At 58.0% G+C, this 16,994-nt stretch carries 17 protein-coding genes; 14 read left to right on the forward strand and 3 right to left on the reverse strand.

Features of this window, described 5'->3' with window-relative positions; translation table 11 throughout:
• The first annotated feature begins 18 nt into the window (after positions 1 to 18).
• Positions 19 to 1,992 carry a 4Fe-4S binding protein gene (locus ACW9UQ_RS10770; RefSeq protein ID WP_458931018.1) on the forward strand — a complete coding sequence of 658 codons (1,974 nt, stop codon included), beginning with the start codon at positions 19 to 21 and terminating at the stop codon, positions 1,990 to 1,992.
• A 138-nt stretch (positions 1,993 to 2,130) separates the two neighbouring features.
• Here the strand turns inward: ACW9UQ_RS10770 and ACW9UQ_RS10775 are convergent, their stop codons facing one another.
• Positions 2,131 to 2,874 carry a hypothetical protein gene (locus ACW9UQ_RS10775; protein ID WP_458931019.1) on the reverse strand — a complete coding sequence of 248 codons (744 nt, stop codon included), beginning with the start codon at positions 2,872 to 2,874 and terminating at the stop codon, positions 2,131 to 2,133.
• Positions 2,875 to 2,963: 89 nt separating this feature from the next.
• On the opposite strand from ACW9UQ_RS10775, the gene ACW9UQ_RS10780 reads away from it, so the two are divergent.
• The 7 genes from ACW9UQ_RS10780 (at position 2,964) to pyrC (ending at position 8,187) form a co-directional block, all read left to right on the forward strand.
• A complete protein-coding gene (locus ACW9UQ_RS10780; RefSeq protein ID WP_458931020.1) occupies positions 2,964 to 3,173 on the forward strand; it encodes a DUF6494 family protein in 210 nt (69 codons plus the stop codon).
• Entirely contained in the window at positions 3,170 to 4,240 is a 1,071-nt protein-coding gene (gene apbC / locus ACW9UQ_RS10785; protein WP_458931021.1) for an iron-sulfur cluster carrier protein ApbC, read from the forward strand. Before ACW9UQ_RS10780 ends, apbC begins: the two co-directional genes overlap by 4 nt.
• Positions 4,233 to 4,946: a biotin/lipoate--protein ligase family protein gene (locus tag ACW9UQ_RS10790; RefSeq protein WP_458931022.1), complete on the forward strand. Its 714-nt coding sequence runs from the start codon at positions 4,233 to 4,235 to the stop codon at positions 4,944 to 4,946. Before apbC ends, ACW9UQ_RS10790 begins: the two co-directional genes overlap by 8 nt.
• Positions 4,947 to 4,951: 5 nt before the next feature.
• Positions 4,952 to 5,431, forward strand: coding sequence for a DUF6505 family protein (locus tag ACW9UQ_RS10795; protein WP_458931023.1), 480 nt, complete (start codon positions 4,952 to 4,954; stop codon positions 5,429 to 5,431).
• A gap of 74 nt (positions 5,432 to 5,505) precedes the next feature.
• Positions 5,506 to 5,844, forward strand: coding sequence for a hypothetical protein (locus ACW9UQ_RS10800; RefSeq protein ID WP_458931024.1), 339 nt, complete (start codon positions 5,506 to 5,508; stop codon positions 5,842 to 5,844).
• Positions 5,845 to 6,078: 234 nt separating this feature from the next.
• A complete protein-coding gene (locus tag ACW9UQ_RS10805; RefSeq protein ID WP_458931025.1) occupies positions 6,079 to 7,110 on the forward strand; it encodes a nucleotidyltransferase family protein in 1,032 nt (343 codons plus the stop codon).
• Positions 7,111 to 7,149: 39 nt separating this feature from the next.
• Positions 7,150 to 8,187 carry a dihydroorotase gene (gene pyrC / locus ACW9UQ_RS10810; protein WP_458931026.1) on the forward strand — a complete coding sequence of 346 codons (1,038 nt, stop codon included), beginning with the start codon at positions 7,150 to 7,152 and terminating at the stop codon, positions 8,185 to 8,187.
• Here pyrC and ACW9UQ_RS10815 read toward each other — a convergent pair whose 3' ends face one another.
• Complete coding sequence (locus ACW9UQ_RS10815) at positions 8,188 to 9,042, reverse strand: sulfotransferase family protein (protein ID WP_458931027.1); 855 nt, start codon at positions 9,040 to 9,042, stop codon at positions 8,188 to 8,190.
• Complete coding sequence (locus ACW9UQ_RS10820) at positions 9,039 to 10,421, reverse strand: sulfotransferase family 2 domain-containing protein (RefSeq protein WP_458931028.1); 1,383 nt, start codon at positions 10,419 to 10,421, stop codon at positions 9,039 to 9,041. Before ACW9UQ_RS10820 ends, ACW9UQ_RS10815 begins: the two co-directional genes overlap by 4 nt.
• 229 nt (positions 10,422 to 10,650) lie before the next feature.
• On the opposite strand from ACW9UQ_RS10820, the gene ACW9UQ_RS10825 reads away from it, so the two are divergent.
• From ACW9UQ_RS10825 to ACW9UQ_RS10850, 6 genes are all read left to right on the forward strand, one after another.
• A complete protein-coding gene (locus ACW9UQ_RS10825) occupies positions 10,651 to 12,273 on the forward strand; it encodes a peptide ABC transporter substrate-binding protein (RefSeq protein WP_458931029.1) in 1,623 nt (540 codons plus the stop codon).
• Positions 12,274 to 12,309: 36 nt separating this feature from the next.
• Positions 12,310 to 13,233, forward strand: a complete 924-nt coding sequence (gene oppB / locus ACW9UQ_RS10830; RefSeq protein ID WP_458931030.1) for an oligopeptide ABC transporter permease OppB — start codon at positions 12,310 to 12,312, stop codon at positions 13,231 to 13,233.
• A 1-nt stretch (position 13,234) separates the two neighbouring features.
• Positions 13,235 to 14,158: an ABC transporter permease subunit gene (locus ACW9UQ_RS10835; RefSeq protein ID WP_458931031.1), complete on the forward strand. Its 924-nt coding sequence runs from the start codon at positions 13,235 to 13,237 to the stop codon at positions 14,156 to 14,158.
• Entirely contained in the window at positions 14,158 to 15,114 is a 957-nt protein-coding gene (locus tag ACW9UQ_RS10840; protein ID WP_458931032.1) for an oligopeptide/dipeptide ABC transporter ATP-binding protein, read from the forward strand. The genes ACW9UQ_RS10835 and ACW9UQ_RS10840 overlap by 1 nt, the downstream gene beginning before the upstream one ends.
• Positions 15,111 to 16,094, forward strand: coding sequence for an oligopeptide/dipeptide ABC transporter ATP-binding protein (locus tag ACW9UQ_RS10845; protein WP_458931033.1), 984 nt, complete (start codon positions 15,111 to 15,113; stop codon positions 16,092 to 16,094). The genes ACW9UQ_RS10840 and ACW9UQ_RS10845 overlap by 4 nt, the downstream gene beginning before the upstream one ends.
• 63 nt (positions 16,095 to 16,157) lie before the next feature.
• On the forward strand, positions 16,158 to 16,868 hold the full coding sequence (locus tag ACW9UQ_RS10850; RefSeq protein WP_458931034.1) for a VIT1/CCC1 transporter family protein: 711 nt from the start codon (positions 16,158 to 16,160) through the stop codon (positions 16,866 to 16,868).
• Positions 16,869 to 16,994 lie beyond the last annotated feature (126 nt).

A 16,994-nucleotide genomic window follows, 5' to 3' on the forward strand; every position in this document is an offset into this window, starting at 1 on the left:
AAGGATAGGGTACCAGGAATGAGCAGACGAGTGATGCTGTGCGACTGTGCGGCTAGCCAGAAGATCGACGCAAAAGCACTTGAGAATGCAGGGATTTTCTGCAGTAAGGTTCATTCCGGTCTATGTGGCGCCCAAATCGAAAAATTGGCCAAGGCGATGCAGAAAGATGCTGTTGTCATCGCTTGTGCGCAGGAAGCCCCGGTGTTTAAGGAGCTCGCCGGTGAGCTAAATACCGCGCCGCCCCTGCTGATTGATATCCGCGATCGCGCCGGCTGGTCTGAGGATGGCGATGCCGCCGGGCCCAAAATGGCGGCGCTGCTGGTCGAGGGGCAATTGGCCCCGCCACCCACCCGGCTGCGTGATGTGATTTCCGAGGGGCTGTGCCTGATTATTGGCAGCGCCGAGGTTGCGCTGCCGCTGGCTGAAAAGCTGAAAGGCGCGTTGTCGGTCTCTTGCCTGATCAGCGATGCCGAAGCCCAGATTGCCGGGCCGTCGCGAGAGATTGACGTTATGTCCGGGCGCATCCGCAATGCTGTCGGGTCCATCGGCGCGTTCTCGGTAAATGTGGATGCTCTGCGGATGACCAATCCTGCCGGCCGCGGCGAGCTTACCTTTGGCGCGGCGCGCGATGGTGGTGTGGCGCAATGCGATATTATTCTGGACCTGCGCGGGGAAACGCCGCTGTTTCCCGCGCCCCAGAAACGCGACGGTTACCTGCGCGCTGATCCAAAGGACCCGCTGGCCGTCGCCGATCTGGCCCTCAAAGCGGTGCAACTGGTCGGTACGTTCGAAAAACCGCTGCATGTCCGGTTCGAGGAAAGCCTCTGTGCCCATTCCCGCGCTGGCCAGTCCGCCTGCAGCCGCTGTCTGGACCTTTGTCCGACCGGCGCGATTACCTCGGCCGGTGACGCCGTTGCGATTGATCCGATGATCTGTGCCGGATGCGGGGCCTGTGCTGCGGTTTGTCCCTCAGGGGCCGTCAGCTATGATGATCCGCCGGTCGCGCATCTGTTCAATCGTCTGTCGACATTGGCGACCACCTATCGCGCCGGTGGGGGCAAGGCACCGCGCCTGTTGGTCCATGATGCCGACCATGGCAGCGAGATGATATCGCTGGCCGCGCGTTTTGGCCGGGGATTGCCGGCGGATGTGATCCCGCTGGCTGTCGGCGCGCTTGAAGGGTTTGGCCATGCCGAAATGCTGGCTGCGCTTGGTGTTGGCTTTGCCGATATCGCTATCCTTGCCACCCCGCGGACCGAGGTGGCGAATATCTCTGCCCAGATCACGCTGGCCAAAGCGCTGGCGCCCGAAGGGACACGGATTGCACTGCTGGAACTGACCGATCCTGATGCCTTGTCTGATGCGCTTTATGGCGCCCCCGCCGCGCGCGCGCCATCGCATGAGGCGATCCTGCCCTTGGGCGGGCGGCGCGAGGTCACCCGGCTGTCTGCCCGCGCGCTGCAAGGCCAGAATGCCATACTGCCGCTGCCCGAAGGGGCACCCTATGGGACGGTTGTGGTGGACACGGATGCCTGCACTTTGTGTCTGGCCTGTGCCGGTCTGTGCCCCCCAGGTGCTTTGGCCGATAACCCAGATAAGCCGGAATTGCGCTTTCGCGAGGATGCCTGCCTGCAATGCGGTCTATGTGCCAATGTCTGCCCGGAAGATGCGATCCGGCTGGAACCACGCCTTGACCTGTCCGATGCGGCCCTGCGTGAGCGCACGCTGAAAGAAGAGGAACCATATTCCTGCATCGAATGCGGCACGCTGTTCGGTGTCAAAAGCACCATCGAACGGATTGTGGAAAAGCTTGAGGGGCAGCACGCCATGTTCACTCAATCCGACAATGCGCGCCTGATCCGGATGTGTGATGATTGCCGGATCAAGGCGCAGTATCATACGGATGCCGCACCGTTCCGCATGGGCGACCGCCCACGCCCGCGCACGACCGAAGATGATCTGCGTGAGCGGGAAGAAACCGGGAAAGCTTGAGCGAGAGGCAGCCGTCCATTGGTGCAGGCAGGGATGATGGTCGAGAGCAATAGCGTTTCACTTGCAGGACGTGGGATCACTTAAGATAAATTTTTCAATAATCTGCGAGGTTATCTTCACGCGAAAAGGGCACCAAATCTACCGCGACTGCACCGGCGCGCCCAGATCCTTTGGTTTTATGGTTGCGGCGAAGGCAGCGATGGCCTCGACCTCGTCCAGTGTCAGATGGATCGGGGCGATATGGGGCGGACGAGACTCGTGGAAGGGCTCGGTTACGCCATCGACCTGGGTAAAGGATGGATGCGGGTTAAGGGCAAAGAACGCGGCGAACTTGCCCTCCCAACCCGGAATGGTCCGCAGCGCACCAAAGGATGGGGTCGAGCCGATGCCGCCATATTTGTTCTTTTCACTGACGACATGACAGCGCCCGCAATGCAGTAGGGCAAGCTCCTCTCCTAAAACGGTATCGCCTTCAAAAATGACCTCTTGCTCGACCGCCTTTTGTTGGGCCGCTGGGCGGAATGGTGCAGTGCCATCGATCTTGAATGAGGCCAGCGTGTTATGCCCGACCTCCGAGTTCAGCCAGTTGACCAGTTTGTCCAGGTCGTCGCCCTCGCCAGTCGGAACCAGTTCCCAAACCTCGCCCGCCTCGGTCTGCATATAAGGCGCGTCCGTCCCGGGGCGAAGCGCAAGATCGGCTGTTTCCTCCGCCCCCACGACAACGACCTTGACGCGGTGCTTCAGGGTAAATCGCGGCATCATGTATTTCACAAGCGCTTGCACCGCCGGATCATCGGGTTGGGCCAATCGCAGTGGCGTGCTTTGGGCAAGCGCAATTGTGGTCAATGACAGCAACGTCAACACCAGTCCGATCTGTCGCATTGCACTTCCCTCCCAATTATCCTCTTGTCATGCCCAAGGATAACGCCATGTTAGGGTCGATTTCCACCTGTGGTACAATGGAGTGCGGGATGAGCGACGATTTCAATATGTCGATGCGGAAGTTTCTGAAGCAGGTCGGTGTGACCTCGCAGCAGGAAATTGAAAAGGCTGTGCGCGCGGCACAGGCTGATGGTTCGCTGCCTAATGGGCCTTTGAACGCAAAGATGACATTGACCGTAGATGGTGTGGACCTGTCCCATGTGATCGAGGGCAAAATCGCCACCGGGGGTCTTTCGTGAGCGTCACCCGCGAAGCTGTTCTGGAGGTTCTGCGCGGGATCGAGGACCCGTTCAGCAAGAAAGATATTGTCGCTGCCGATCTGGTGCGTGCGCTGATGGTCGAAGGCGACGCCGTGCGCTTTGTGATTGAGGTGGATGCCGCCAAAGGGGCCGCGATGGAGGCGGTGCGCGCTGCAGCGCAATCTGCTTTGGAGGGTATGGAGGGCGTAGCAAAGGCCAGCGTTCTGCTGACCGCCCATAGCCAGCCAAAAGCGCCGCCTGATCTGAAGGTCGGGCGTCATCCGACCGCACAGTCCGGTCCGCAAAAGGTCGAGGGTGTGGACCGCATTCTTGCCATTGCCTCAGGCAAGGGCGGGGTTGGCAAATCGACTGTCGCGGCCAATCTGGCCACCGCACTGGCCGCAGAGGGCCGCCGCGTTGGTCTGCTGGATGCGGATGTCTATGGTCCCTCGCAACCTCGGATGTTGGGGATTTCCGGGCGTCCGGCCTCACCCGATGGCAAGACCATCCTGCCGCTGCGCAACCATGGTGTGACGCTGATGTCGCTGGGTCTGATGACCAAGGAAGACGAGGCCGTGGTGTGGCGCGGCCCGATGCTGATGGGGGCATTGCAGCAGATGCTGGGGCAGGTGGCCTGGGGTCAGCTTGATGTGCTGATTGTCGACCTGCCGCCGGGCACAGGCGATGTGCAGATGACCCTGGCGCAAAAGGCCGAGGTGACAGGGGCGGTCGTGGTATCCACCCCGCAGGACATTGCCTTGCTGGATGCCCGCAAGGGTCTGAATATGTTTGACAAAATGAATGTGCCGGTCGTCGGCATAATTGAGAATATGTCGACACATATCTGTTCCAAATGCGGGCACGAGGAACATATTTTCGGCCATGGCGGCGCAAAGGTCGAGGCGGAAAAGCTGAATATCCCGTTCCTTGGCGAATTGCCGCTGAACATTGATATCCGAACCGCCGCCGATGGCGGTGCGCCGATTGTGGTGTCCAAGCCGGACAGCGCTGAAGCACAGGCGTTTCGCGCCATTGCCCGCAATCTGATTGAAACCGGCAATGCCTGAGCCGATCTTTCCCCCGCTGCTGCGCGGCGAAAGCTCCGGCGCCGGGCATGATCCGTTCACCAAGGCGATTGCGGCGGCGACGCTTGGCACTGATGCTGGGCTGGTGGTTCATGACGTGACCGGCGATATGCTGCGCGCGGCGATGGTTTTTGCCCCGGAATGCACGCTGACACAATCCATGGCGATGGTCTTTGCAGTTGAAATCGGGTTCGCCGATGCGCTTGGCGCATTAGGTCCGCCCGAGGTTGGGGTGCATTTCGACTGGCCCGGTGGGTTGCGGATCAACGGCGCTCGCTGCGGGCGGGTGCGGGCTGCGGCCTCCACCACCGATCCTGCTACGGAACCGGATTGGCTGGTCGTGGGGCTGGAATTGCCTTTGCGCTCACAAAGCAACGATCCAGGTATGACACCGGAAGACACCGTTCTTTTTGAGGAAGGCTGCTCTGAGGTTGTTCCTGTAGCCCTGTTGGAAAGCTGGGCCCGGCACGCGCTGGTCTGGATCCACCGCTGGGACACTGAGGGGATGGCACCGCTGCATGCCGAATGGCGGTCCCGCGCGCATGGGATCGGTCAGCCGATCAGCTTGCATCTGACCGGGGCAGAGCAGACGGGCACCTTCATGGGGCTGGATGAATATGGCAGCGCGCTGATCCGCGACGCTGATCAGACAAAACTTGTGCCCCTGACCGATATGCTGGAAGACTGACAGACATGCCTAAACTTGCCCGCACCATCCATTTTGACGATAGCGACCGCAACGTCTTTGCTCGGCCCGCCGAAAGCGGTGAATGGGCCATTCCGGGCGGCTTTGAATTCTCGAACATCACCGAAGGCGAACTGACGGGTAAAACCCGTCAGGCCTTTGCCAATGGTTGGCTGGGTCTGAACAGTTTTGGCCGCGCGACGTTTGTGGCGGTAACCGCTGTCGAGGCTGAGGAAATCGACACGCTGACAGACAGTTTGGCCGCCCATTTCGTCGAGATTTACGGCGCCCCGTCTTTGGAAGCCGCGCGCGAGGTCGCAGCGCAAGAGCTGGCCTATATGGCTGAGCTTTGTGAGGACCATGATCCGAATATCCTGCTAGCGATCAGTCGGAACCTGACCGATGCCGGGGTGCGGGAACAGTTTTCAGCCATCAAACCGGCAGAGGCCGATATCGACATTGTCGCGGTGCATGGCAGTCTGGAATAGCTTTCCTTTTGCCATCGCAACTGCCGCCGCAGTACTTTTGAAACTAAAGATGGGAACAACAGATGTGAAACAGGTTGATCATACTTGCCGCATTGATGGTGTTTAGCCTTGGAATCAGTGCAGATGCCCAAGAGTTGGATACGTTCTATGAGGAGGAACTTGGTCCCAGCCTGGATGGATCTGTGACCTACTTTCAGTTTTGGTCCGGTAAGCATCTGCAGAACGAATATGATGATGTGCATGAGGTCTATGTCAGGGGCGATGGCAAGCTTGGGCAATTTCGCGGAATACTAGAGCTGCATTGCGCCAAATCTGATCAGTCCAAATGGTTGGCGGTTGGAGGTTTTTTGAAGGCGGATAGCGTACCGGTGGAGGCCATTGCTGAAGTAAGGCGTCAGTATTGTTCACGCTAAAGCGTTTCGGGATAAACCTGAGACAAAAGATTATCCTGAAACGCAGTGATAAGCCTATATGGTGTACGCGTTTCGATTTTATGTGATGTCTCAAGGTAAACTCGAAACGCTTTAGAACTGGCTTTTGCCGACTGTTTTCCCATCATGGCAGCTTAGAACAGCTGCACCCTACAGTTTTTAATTTTGTAGGGCAAAAATTTTGCCCTACAAAATATTTTATTGTAGGGTATCCCTATGATCCCATTCCGCCCCCACTCAACCATCGCCCAAAGCGCCTATATCGACCTGCTGCGACTGCTAAAGGATGACGCGGTATCGGAAGTCTGCGGAACGCTTAAATCGCGCACCCGCAATGGCCGGGCATACTGGTATGATCAGTACCGCATCGGCGATGCGATGCGAGAGCGCTATATCGGCGAAGACAGCGATGAGATGCGGGATCGGATTGCCAACTTGCGAACACTGCAGGACAGGCAGAAGGAACGGCAGGCCGCCCGGTCCCGGCTGATCCGCGTGCTGCGCGCCGAAGGGTTTCTTGGGGTTGATGCAACAACGGGCAGTCTGCTGGCTGCGATGGCGAAGACCGGTGTATTTCGCTTGGGCGGGACGCTTATCGGGACCCATGCTTTTCGCCTGTATGAAGGCGCGCTTGGGGTTCGTATCGGTTTTGACGACATGGCCGTGACCGGAGACATCGACATCGCCAGTTTCGAACGCCTGTCATTGGCCTTGAACGATACGGTGGCCTTGAACGATACGGTGGATGCACCTGTTGACGCGATACTTGGCGATTTCCGCTTTGATCCTGTTGCTGGGATTGATCCGGGCAAAGTCTGGCGCTGGCAACAGACCAGAGGGGAAGTGCTGGTAGAATTTTTGACCCCCAGCTTTGAAGAGGATGAGGGCGTGCGTCCCCTGGCGGCACTCGGCGTGAATGCTCAGGCCCTGCACCATCTGAATTACCTGCTCGCAAAGCCTATTCAAGCAGCCGTAACCTATCGCAGCGGCATCCTTGTACAGGTCCCGAGGCCCGAGCGATTTGCCATACATAAGCTTATCGTTGCAGATCGGCGCCGGGACCGGTTGAAGGCTGGAAAAGATAGGGCGCAAGCCGCCTTTCTGGTCCGGGTGCTGGCCTATGACAGGCCTGACGATCTGCGCGACGCCTGGCAAGAGGCCCGCAAGCACGGAGTGAAGTGGCGCACGCGAATGGATGCCACGCTAGAGCGGGTGCCGGAGGTTCGTGAAACCCTCGCGGCGCTCTGACCCCTTTGCAGCACCCGCCGGATCGCATAAGTCAACCTCATGACACAGACCCTGACCCTCCGCCGTCCCGATGATATGCATTTGCACCTGCGCGATGGTGCTATGCTAAAGGCCGTTGCACCAATCAGCGCCGCGCATTTCGCCCGTGCGATCATCATGCCCAATCTGGTGCCGCCGGTGGTCACCGGAGCAGATGCTGCGGCCTATCGATCCCGTATTATGACGTCTCTTGAAAATGCGGCGTTTGAGCCGTTGATGACGCTGTATCTGACCGAAGAAACCGATCCCGATGATGTGGCAGAAGCGGCCCGCAGTGGTCTGATCAAGGCGTTGAAACTCTATCCGGCGGGGGCGACGACAAACTCTGCCTCCGGGGTGCAGGATTTTGACAAGGTGCGCCCGGTTCTGGAGCGTATGGCCGAGATTGGCCTGCCGCTGTGTGTGCACGGCGAGGTGACCGATACGGAGGTCGATATCTTCGATCGTGAGGCGGTGTTCATCGACCGCGTTCTGGATCCGATCCGCCGCGCCACACCGGGGCTGCGTGTGATCATGGAACATGTCACGACCAAGGACGGTATCGACTATATCGGGGCAGGGGGCGATATCGCCGGGACCCTGACCACGCATCACCTGATCCTCAATCGCAATGCCATGCTGGTCGGCGGTATCCGGCCGCATTACTACTGCCTGCCGATCATCAAGCGCGAAACCCACCGTGCCACCCTAATGGCGGCGGCAATCTCTGGCGATCCGCGCTATTTTCTGGGGACGGACAGCGCACCGCATCCTGATGGCGCAAAAGAAAGCGCCTGTGGCTGTGCCGGGTGTTTCACAGCGCTCAATACCATGGCGTGTCTGGCACAAGCCTTCGAGAACGAGGGCGCGCTGGACCGGCTGGAGGATTTCACCTCAAGCTTTGGTGCGGATTTTTACCGTCTGCCGCGCAATTCCGAGACGATTACGATGACCCGGCAGGATACAGCGGTCGAGTGGCCGGAAAAGCTTGTGGTTGGCAGTGATCAGCTAACGGTATTTGACCCGCAGATGCCGGTCCACTGGACCGTTGCCGACTGATCATTTGATCAGCGACAGAAACTCCTTGTCGAAGTAGCTTTTCAGGAATGCTTCCTGCGGCTCGGCACCGATGCGCAGTTGCTCAAGCGTTTCTTCGGGCAAATCGCGCTTGCCGCTGCGATGCACGCGCCGGTCCATCCCCTGATATTTGCCCGGCGGCAAACCCAGAAATTGTTCAACCATGCGCAAAAGGCGCTCGGGGTTTTCGCGGATCAGGCCGAAGGGCAGGAATAGAAGCTGATCACGACCAAACGTGGCGTCCCAGCGCGGAATATACTCGGCATAGTTGCCCCGGTTATGCACCACCGGATTGCGCCCTTCCCACCGCCAGATGATCTCTTTCGGCGGGTTTTGCATTAGGCGGCGACCGACATTCATCCGCACTTGGCTTTTCATCCGCTCCATCGGATCACGGATAATATAGATCAGTTTGACACCCGGCAGCAGGTCTTTGATGTAATCCAAACCCTCCTGCGGCAGACCGCTGTATTCCGGCGTTACATCCATCGCCATCTGATCGACAGGGGCAGGGGCGAAAACGCTGCGATACCAGTCCAGCGTGCCATAGGGTTGCCCCTCGATACTGTTCAGATGTGCAAGCTTCTCGGTGCGTTTCTCGGGCGCTAACACCTCAAACCGCTCCCGCGCCGAGTCGTAGCCCCGCTTCAGGTGTGGCCCAATCCAGTCGCGATGCTTTTCAATAAACATATGGTCAAAGAAGTGCTGCTCCTTGAAAGGAGGCAGCCATATATCCGAACGTCCGCCGAAAATCTGATGCAGCCAGGATGTCCCAGCTTTTTGCGCACCAATGCACAGGATATCGGGCAGGCGGGCAGGGCGATCGCTGGAGGTCACAGATACCGCCTTCCCAATGCTTCAATAACGCGTAAGGGCCATTTTCGGGTGCGTGGGCGCGGATCATCGCCAGTCAGCTGAGCCAGCCGCTGAAAGCTGGTGTCGTTGGTTTCGACCCGTTGCATTATTTCAACCAAATAGGGCCCGGCAATCGGATCAAGGGCTGCAATATCGGTTACGCGCTTACGCATGTTGTCTACAAGATCACCCTTCTTGGTCCAGTAAGCCAACAGACCATCGAAAAGATGCGCTTCGCCCGGGATACGACTTTTGGGAGGCCAAGGACGCTTTGGATGGTATTGGTGCCGTTCTGTCTCAAAAAGTTTGACCGCATTCATCAGCATCGATCCTGCAAGCCCGATCGCGCGTTGCTGCGGGGTCCGCCCATGGTCGGCAAAGGTATCACAGACAGCAACCAGCCAGCGGGCGTTCAGATCGTGTTGCATCTGCGGGTGATAGTCCTCGGCGATACGAAAAAACAGGTCCAATCCTGCGGTGCCGTTGCTCCGCCGGATTGTCACGATGGTGCAGGCAAAAAGGTGAGCTAGCCGGGGCTTTCCGGCAAACTCCGGTTGTAGACGCAGGAAATGCTTGCGCAGGTTGGGGCGCCGTTGCGGCCAGGTTGGCCCGCTTGGGCCTGGTACGGATTCGGTCAGGAAAATATCCAGATTTCTGTCGGGCGCGGGTAGCGCTTCGCTTGCCCGGCCTGCAGGGTAATGGCGGCTGTCAAAAAGCGCGGGCCAAGTCGCCCAGATCGTTGATTGTGGTGCGGGTGCAAGCTGAAGCTTTCCATCGCCCGGCGCATATCCGAGTTGGCGGAAGTCCTCGGCAAAGATGTGCTCGAACAAAGCCCTTTCTTCCTTTGAAAAGGTAAGGGCTGTATTCGGCCGGGCATTGGCCCGCAAATGGGGCAGATCGCCTTTAAGGCCAAGCTTTGGCCTTAGCGCTTTGAAATCCTCGTCCAGTGTTTCGAACCGCAGGATCGTGTCAGCCTTGGCAAGGCAATTGAACGGATGCGTTTGCGGCAGCAGATGGTGTTTTAGCGCGGCGATGTGGTCCCTGACGGTCCGGTCAAAGGCGATGCTGTCATCCTGTAGGATATCAAGTGCCTGTGCGATGGTCAGATCGGGTAAAACAGGGTGTTGATAATGGTCATCAAACCCGGGATTGCCATACTTGAACATACGGATCGCCGAAAGAAAGCGACTTTCGGGATGGCGAATTGCGGCGATCCGGGGTGATGCTGGCCAGGTGTCGGGCACAAAGCCAAAGGCCCGGGGGGCTTTTCCCAAATCCCAAAAACTCCGCAACGAAGTAAATCCGGTCTTGGGGATATGGATCAAGACGGCGTCTGGTGATGTCGCAAGAATATTGGTCAAGGGCAGGTTCCGGGTCGCGGGCTGAGCCCAGACTATAAGCGGGTGCCGTCCGCCCCGCCAGCGTCGAGTTACGTGACGTAAATAGCGAAGTCCCGCCGACGCTTTCGCGTTGGGATTGCATTTCTGTGATTGAAGCCTAACCTCTGGCCCAGAGTTAACCATTTCCCGTGCGGCATCGTCCGTCAGTGCGGTCGTTTATAAAAGGGCGAAAACAAAATGGGAGGAACACATGAAAACCACAAATATACTGACTGCAACCGCCTTTACCCTGTCTCTGATCGGTGCGCCCTGGGCGATGGCTGCGGATGTGCCAGAGGGGGTGAAACTGGCAGAGAATCAGACCTTCACCTATCGAATCCTTGATGAGTTTCCGACGCTTGACCCGCAACTGGTCGAAGATGCGATCGGCGCAGATATAACCCGCGATCTGTTTGAGGGGCTGTTGAACCAGGACGCAGAGGGCAATCTGGTGCCCGGTGTGGCGACCGATTACACGGTGTCAGACGATAACAAAGTCTATACCTTCAACTTGCGCGAAGGTGTGAAATGGTCCAATGGCGACCCACTGACCGCTGGCGACTTTGTCTTTGCCTGGCGGCGTGCTGCTGATCCGGCCACTGCGTCAGAATACGCCTGGTTTATGGAACTGACGACCGTCAAGAACGCCAAGGAAATCATCGCCGGTGAAGTCCCGCCCGAAGAGCTGGGTATCCGTGCTATTGATGACCGTACGCTTGAGGTGACGCTGACTGAAAGCCTGCCCTATTTTCCGTCCATGACCACCAGCTTCACCTTGTTCCCGGCACCGCAAAAAGTGATCGAGGAACTGGGCGCGGATTGGACCGAGCCTGGCAACATGGTGTCAAACGGGGCTTATGTGCTGACCGAGCACGTGCCCAACGAATATTCTGTACGTGAACGTAATCCGATGTACTGGAACAATGACAAAACCGTCATTGAGAAGGTCACGGCCCTTGTGATCAATGACGAGGATGTTGCGTTGACACGCTATCTGGCCGGGGAGCTCGACTGGACAGATATTCCCGCTGGTCAATACCCAAGGCTGAAGAAGGAATACCCGGACGAGGCCACCTCGGTGCCGCGTCTCTGCAGTTATTATTATGTGTTCAACCTGTCTGACAGTGGCCCGGAAGCGTTCAAGGACGTCCGTGTGCGCAAAGCTCTCTCGTTGTCGATTGATCGTGACATTATCGTCGAAAACGTGCTGCAGGGCGGTCAATATCCGTCTTACAATTTTGCGCACCGCGCAACGGCCGGGTTTGAGATGCCGTTTATCGACTATGCTGAGATGTCGCAGGCGGATCGCGATGCCAAGGCCAAGGAACTGCTGACCGAGGCAGGCTATGGCAAGGATAATCCACTGAAATTCGACATGATCTACAACACATCTGAAGCGCACAAGGACGTTGCCACCGTCATGGTGCAGATGTGGAAACAGAAGCTGGGTGTCGAGGCGACGCTTGGTAACATGGAATGGAAGACCTTCCTTGATGTCCGAGGCAAGCAGGATTTCGAGATGGCGCGCGGTGCGTGGTGCGGCGACTATAACGAGGCATCTACCTTCCTCGATCTGCTGACCACAACATCCGGCTATAACGATGGCAAATACACCAATACCAAGGTCGATGACCTGATGTTGGAGGCCCGAACGCTGGCTGATCCAAGCGGGAATTACACTGCGGTAGAGAAAATATTGGCCGAAGATATGCCGGTCATCCCGATCTATCATTATACGACAACCTTCATGCTGAGTGCCGACATGAAGGGCTGGCCATATGAAAACGTCGAGCGGAACTGGTATTCGCGCGACTTCTACAGGGTCGCTGAGTAAATAGGGCAGGGGCGCCAAACCGGCGCCCCGCTACCCATGCTGGTATTTATCCTTAGGCGCCTGGCAGTCGCGATTCCGACGCTGCTGATCCTGGTGATTTTCTCCTTCGTGCTGATGTATTCGGCACCGGGAGGACCGTTTACCTCAGAGCGGCCATTGCCGCCTGCGGTCTTGGCAAATATCGAGGCCGCCTATGGCCTGGACAAACCCTACTACCAACAAGTGTTCGACTATGTCTGGAATGTCGTGGTGCATTTCGACTTTGGCCCGTCCTTCCGATATCGTGACCGGTCGGTAAATGATATTATCGCACAGGGCTTTCCGATCACGCTGACCTATGGTGGTCTGGCCTTTATTGTCGCGGTGGTCGTCGGCGTCAGCCTGGGCGTCGCAGCGGCGGTGCGGCACAATACGTGGCTGGACTATCTGGCCGTCGGCGTCTCTATCGGCGCGCAGGTCTTGCCGAATTTCGTCATGGCCCCGATCCTGGTTCTGATCTTTACGTATTGGCTGGGGCTGCTGCCCGGCGGCGGCTGGCAGGGTGGTCAGTGGCAATATATCATCATGCCGGTAATTGCGCTTTCGACCAGTTTCATGGCCTCCATCGCACGGATCACCCGGTCGTCAATGCTTGAAGTGCTGAACACCAACTTCATTCGCACGGCCCGCGCTAAAGGCCTGCCTGCGCAGCGGATCGTCTGGGGGCACGCGCTGAAACCAGCGATGCTGCCGGTGATCTCTTATCTGGGGCCTGCCTTTGTGGGAATGATAACCGGGTCGGTGGTCATTGACATATCTTTCTCTACCGGCGGAATGGGTCAGGATCTGGTGAATGGCGCGCTCAACCGCGACTATTCCACCATCATGGGGCTGACCATCCTGACCGGGGCGCTCACCATCTTTGTCAATCTGGCGGCGGATATCCTTTACGCCTGGATTGACCCGAAAATCCGGTACTGACATGACGCATATTCCCGGAACCGCTGCGGCGGAAAACCTCGCAGAGATGCAACTGGTCAAGGGCCGGTCGCTTTGGGCCGATGCGCGGTCGCGCTTTTTTCGCAACCGCGCGGCGGTTGCTGGCCTGATTGTGATCACGCTGGTGGTCTGCTTTGCCATATTCGGGCCGTTGATCGCGGTCTGGAACAACGAGGAAATCGACTGGGCCATCCTTGGCAAAGTGGCCGAGGAAGGCGCGCCATCGATTGAAAACGGACATTATTTCGGCGTCGACGAGGTTGGGCGTGATATGTTCGCCCGCACCATTCAGGGCACGCAGATTTCCTTGATGGTCGGTGTAATTGGCGCGCTGATCTCGGTTGGGCTCGGTACAGTCTATGGTGCTGTTGCCGGCTATATCGGTGGCCGCGTCGACAACATAATGATGCGGCTGGTCGATATTCTGATGTCGATCCCTTATATGTTCGTGCTGATCATCCTGATGGTGATCTTTGGCCGCTCCATCAGTTTGCTTTTTATCGGTATCGGCCTGATTTCTTGGCTGGACATGAGCCGAATTGTGCGTGGTCAGACGCTGTCCATCAAAAACATGGAGTATGTAGAGGCCGCCCATGCCATCGGGGTCGGACCACTGACCATCATACGCCGCCACATTTTGCCTAACATCCTTGGCGTGATCATTGTTTACACCACCCTGTTGGTACCGCTGATGATCCTGACCGAGAGCTTCATTTCCTTTCTCGGACTTGGTGTTCAGGAACCCAACACGAGCTGGGGTGCCTTGATCAAGGAAGGCGCGGACACCATGCAATATGGCACGCTGTGGCAACTGGCCTTCCCGTTGTTTTTCTTCGTCATCTCGATCTTCAGCCTGTACTTCATCGGCGATGGATTGCGCGACGCACTGGACCCAAAGGATCGCTGATGCTGGACGTTTCCAATCTTTCGGTACGCTTTGACACACCCGATGGCGATGTCCGTGCTGTGACCGACCTGAGCTTTTCGATGCAAAAAGGTGAGACGCTGGCGATTGTCGGTGAGAGCGGCTCGGGCAAGTCGCAAACGGCCTTTGCCATTCTTGGCCTTCTGGAGCGCAACGGACATGCCAGCGGTTCGGTAAAATTCGACGGTCAGGAAATCCTGAATGCGCCGATAGGTCAGCTCAACGATATCCGTGCGCGGCGCATTGCGATGATCTTTCAGGACCCGATGACCTCGCTTAACCCCTATATCCGGGTTTCCAAGCAGATGACCGAGGTGCTGGTGCTGCATCATGGGAAGTCCAAGGCTGATGCCCGCAAAGAGGCGTTGCATATGCTCGATGCCGTTCGCATCCCCGATGCTGCGCGGCGGATCGACAACTATCCGCACGAGTTTTCGGGCGGCATGCGCCAGCGGATCATGATCGCCATGGCGCTGATGTGTGGACCTGAGTTGTTGATCGCGGACGAGCCGACAACAGCGCTGGACGTGACTGTGCAGGCGCAAATCATGGTGCTGTTGTCGGATATTCAGCGGGATTTCGGCATGGGTATCATCCTGATCACCCATGATCTGGGTATCGTCGCCGGATCCTGCGCGCGCACGTTGGTGCTGTATGGCGGCCGGGTGATGGAGGAGGGGCCGACGGATCAGCTATTCAAGGCACCCAAGCACCCTTACACAACCGGTCTGCTGCAGGCGGTGCCGCGCTTTGACAGGGATGACGATACCCTGTTGACCATTCCTGGCGATCCGCCGGATATGTCCAACCCGCCGCCGGGCTGTCCATTTGCGCCGCGGTGCCCGTTGACGGTTGACCACTGCCAGACCATGCCACCCCTGACACAGGATGGCGGACGCCGCCATGCCTGCCACCAGACCGAAATGGTGATCGCATGACCAAGCCTTTGCTATCCGTCCGCGACCTGTCCGTCCAATTCCCGATCCGCCGACGCGGCGCGTTGCCCTGGACCCCGCCGCTGGTTCTGCGGGCTGTCAACGAGGTCAGCTTTGATCTGGTCGAAGGTGAAACGCTGGGCGTTGTCGGTGAAAGCGGTTCGGGCAAATCGACCCTTGCACGCGCCATCATTGGGATGCTCAGCACAGCCTCTGGCACGATCAGTTGGCTGGGCAAGGATTTGACCGGTCTGGCCCGCGCCCGCAATCAGGCGCACCGGTCCGAGGTGCAGATGGTGTTTCAGGACCCGCTGGCAGCACTGAACCCGCGCATGACGGTCGGCGAAATTATCGCCGAACCGCTCCGCACCCATGAACCCGGTCTCAGCAAGGCCGAACGTCAGAAGCGCGTGGCCGAAATGATGTCACGCGTCGGCCTTCTGCCGAATTTGCGCAACCGGTATCCGCACGAGTTCTCTGGCGGGCAGTGTCAGCGCATCGGGATCGCCCGCGCCCTGATCCTGAAACCAAAGCTGGTGATCTGTGATGAGCCGGTCTCGGCCCTGGATGTGTCGGTTCAGGCGCAGGTGATCAATCTGCTGCGCGATCTGCAGAAGGATATGGGATTGTCGCTGATCTTCATTGCCCATGATCTTAGCGTGGTGCGCCATATCTCGACCCGCATATTGGTGATGTATCTGGGCACGGTAATGGAGGTTGCCCCGTCCAAGACCCTGACCGACACACCCCGGCATCCTTACACGCAGGCACTGATCGCCTCGGTCCCGATCCCGGACCCTGAACTTGAGCGAGCCAAACCGCGCCAGATTGTCGAGGGCGATATCCCATCGCCGCTGAACCCGCCATCGGGTTGCGTCTTCCGAACCCGATGTCCAAAGGCACAGCCAGTTTGCGCTGAGGATAAACCGATCATGGCCGAAGCGGCCGCAGACCATATGGTGGCTTGTCCTTTTCACGATTGAGCAGGGTTGGGCGGGCGTGCCAAACGGGCTAGTTCTATGCCCATCCCATAGGAGGTCCCGCCCATGTCAGAAATGACACTCGCCCAGCACAAGGCGCAGGAACACAAAATCAGCACGGTTCAGGAGTTCCTGAAGCAGATCGTCTATGGCGGCAATGACGGGATCGTCACCACATTTGCCATCGTTGCCGGGTTCGCCGGGGCGGGGGCTGAAGGCGCGGCCCAGATCGGTGGCATCGCGGTGCTGCTGTTTGGTCTGGCCAATCTGTTTGCCGACGCCACGGCCATGGGGTTGGGGGAGTTCCTGTCGGCGCGCTCGGAACAGGATGTCTACCGCACCACACGCGAAAAGGAATTGCACGAAATCCGCACAAACCCCGAGATGGAGCGGGCAGAGATGCTGGAGATTCTGGGCGAGCGCGGCGTCAGCGATGCGGATGCGCATGCGCTGACGGATGTGCTTGAGCACAATCCTGAGTTCATGGCCGATTTTATGATGCAATACGAGATCGGTATGCCCGACCCCACCGGCGACAGCCCGGTAATGAACGGGCTGGCCACCTTTATCGCGTTTGTCCTGTTTGGGTCCGTGCCGCTGATCCCCTATTTCTTGCTGGAGCCGACCCAAATAACCTTTTGGCTTTCTTTCGCCTCAACCTTTGCAGCATTGGTTTCCCTTGGCCTGATCCGCTGGAAGGTGACCAGTGAGACCTTGTATCGCTGTGTCGCGAAACAGTGCTTGTCGGTGGCACCTGCGCGCTGGTGGCATTCATAGTCGGGGCGCTAGAGCACCGTCCATTTAATCTGCAACATACCCGGCAGCCTTGAAGAGATTTCGGCACTCGTCTGGTGGGAAGAGGTCGCATGTTTGTGCAACGGATTTGAAAAGCGCTTCGAAGGT

Source organism: Halovulum sp. GXIMD14793 (assembly GCF_054457435.1).

Coding starts and splice junctions, on each gene's coding strand:
- ACW9UQ_RS10795 (WP_458931023.1), top strand. CDS start 4,952: ATGCCTAAACTTGCCCGCACCATCCATTTTGACGATAGCGACCGCAAC.
- ACW9UQ_RS10770 (WP_458931018.1), top strand. CDS start 19: ATGAGCAGACGAGTGATGCTGTGCGACTGTGCGGCTAGCCAGAAGATC.
- ACW9UQ_RS10840 (WP_458931032.1), top strand. CDS start 14,158: ATGCTGGACGTTTCCAATCTTTCGGTACGCTTTGACACACCCGATGGC.
- oppB (WP_458931030.1), top strand. CDS start 12,310: ATGCTGGTATTTATCCTTAGGCGCCTGGCAGTCGCGATTCCGACGCTG.
- ACW9UQ_RS10790 (WP_458931022.1), top strand. CDS start 4,233: ATGCCTGAGCCGATCTTTCCCCCGCTGCTGCGCGGCGAAAGCTCCGGC.
- ACW9UQ_RS10780 (WP_458931020.1), top strand. CDS start 2,964: ATGAGCGACGATTTCAATATGTCGATGCGGAAGTTTCTGAAGCAGGTC.
- ACW9UQ_RS10835 (WP_458931031.1), top strand. CDS start 13,235: ATGACGCATATTCCCGGAACCGCTGCGGCGGAAAACCTCGCAGAGATG.
- ACW9UQ_RS10825 (WP_458931029.1), top strand. CDS start 10,651: ATGAAAACCACAAATATACTGACTGCAACCGCCTTTACCCTGTCTCTG.
- ACW9UQ_RS10850 (WP_458931034.1), top strand. CDS start 16,158: ATGTCAGAAATGACACTCGCCCAGCACAAGGCGCAGGAACACAAAATC.
- ACW9UQ_RS10845 (WP_458931033.1), top strand. CDS start 15,111: ATGACCAAGCCTTTGCTATCCGTCCGCGACCTGTCCGTCCAATTCCCG.
- ACW9UQ_RS10775 (WP_458931019.1), bottom strand. CDS start 2,874: ATGCGACAGATCGGACTGGTGTTGACGTTGCTGTCATTGACCACAATT.
- ACW9UQ_RS10805 (WP_458931025.1), top strand. CDS start 6,079: ATGATCCCATTCCGCCCCCACTCAACCATCGCCCAAAGCGCCTATATC.
- pyrC (WP_458931026.1), top strand. CDS start 7,150: ATGACACAGACCCTGACCCTCCGCCGTCCCGATGATATGCATTTGCAC.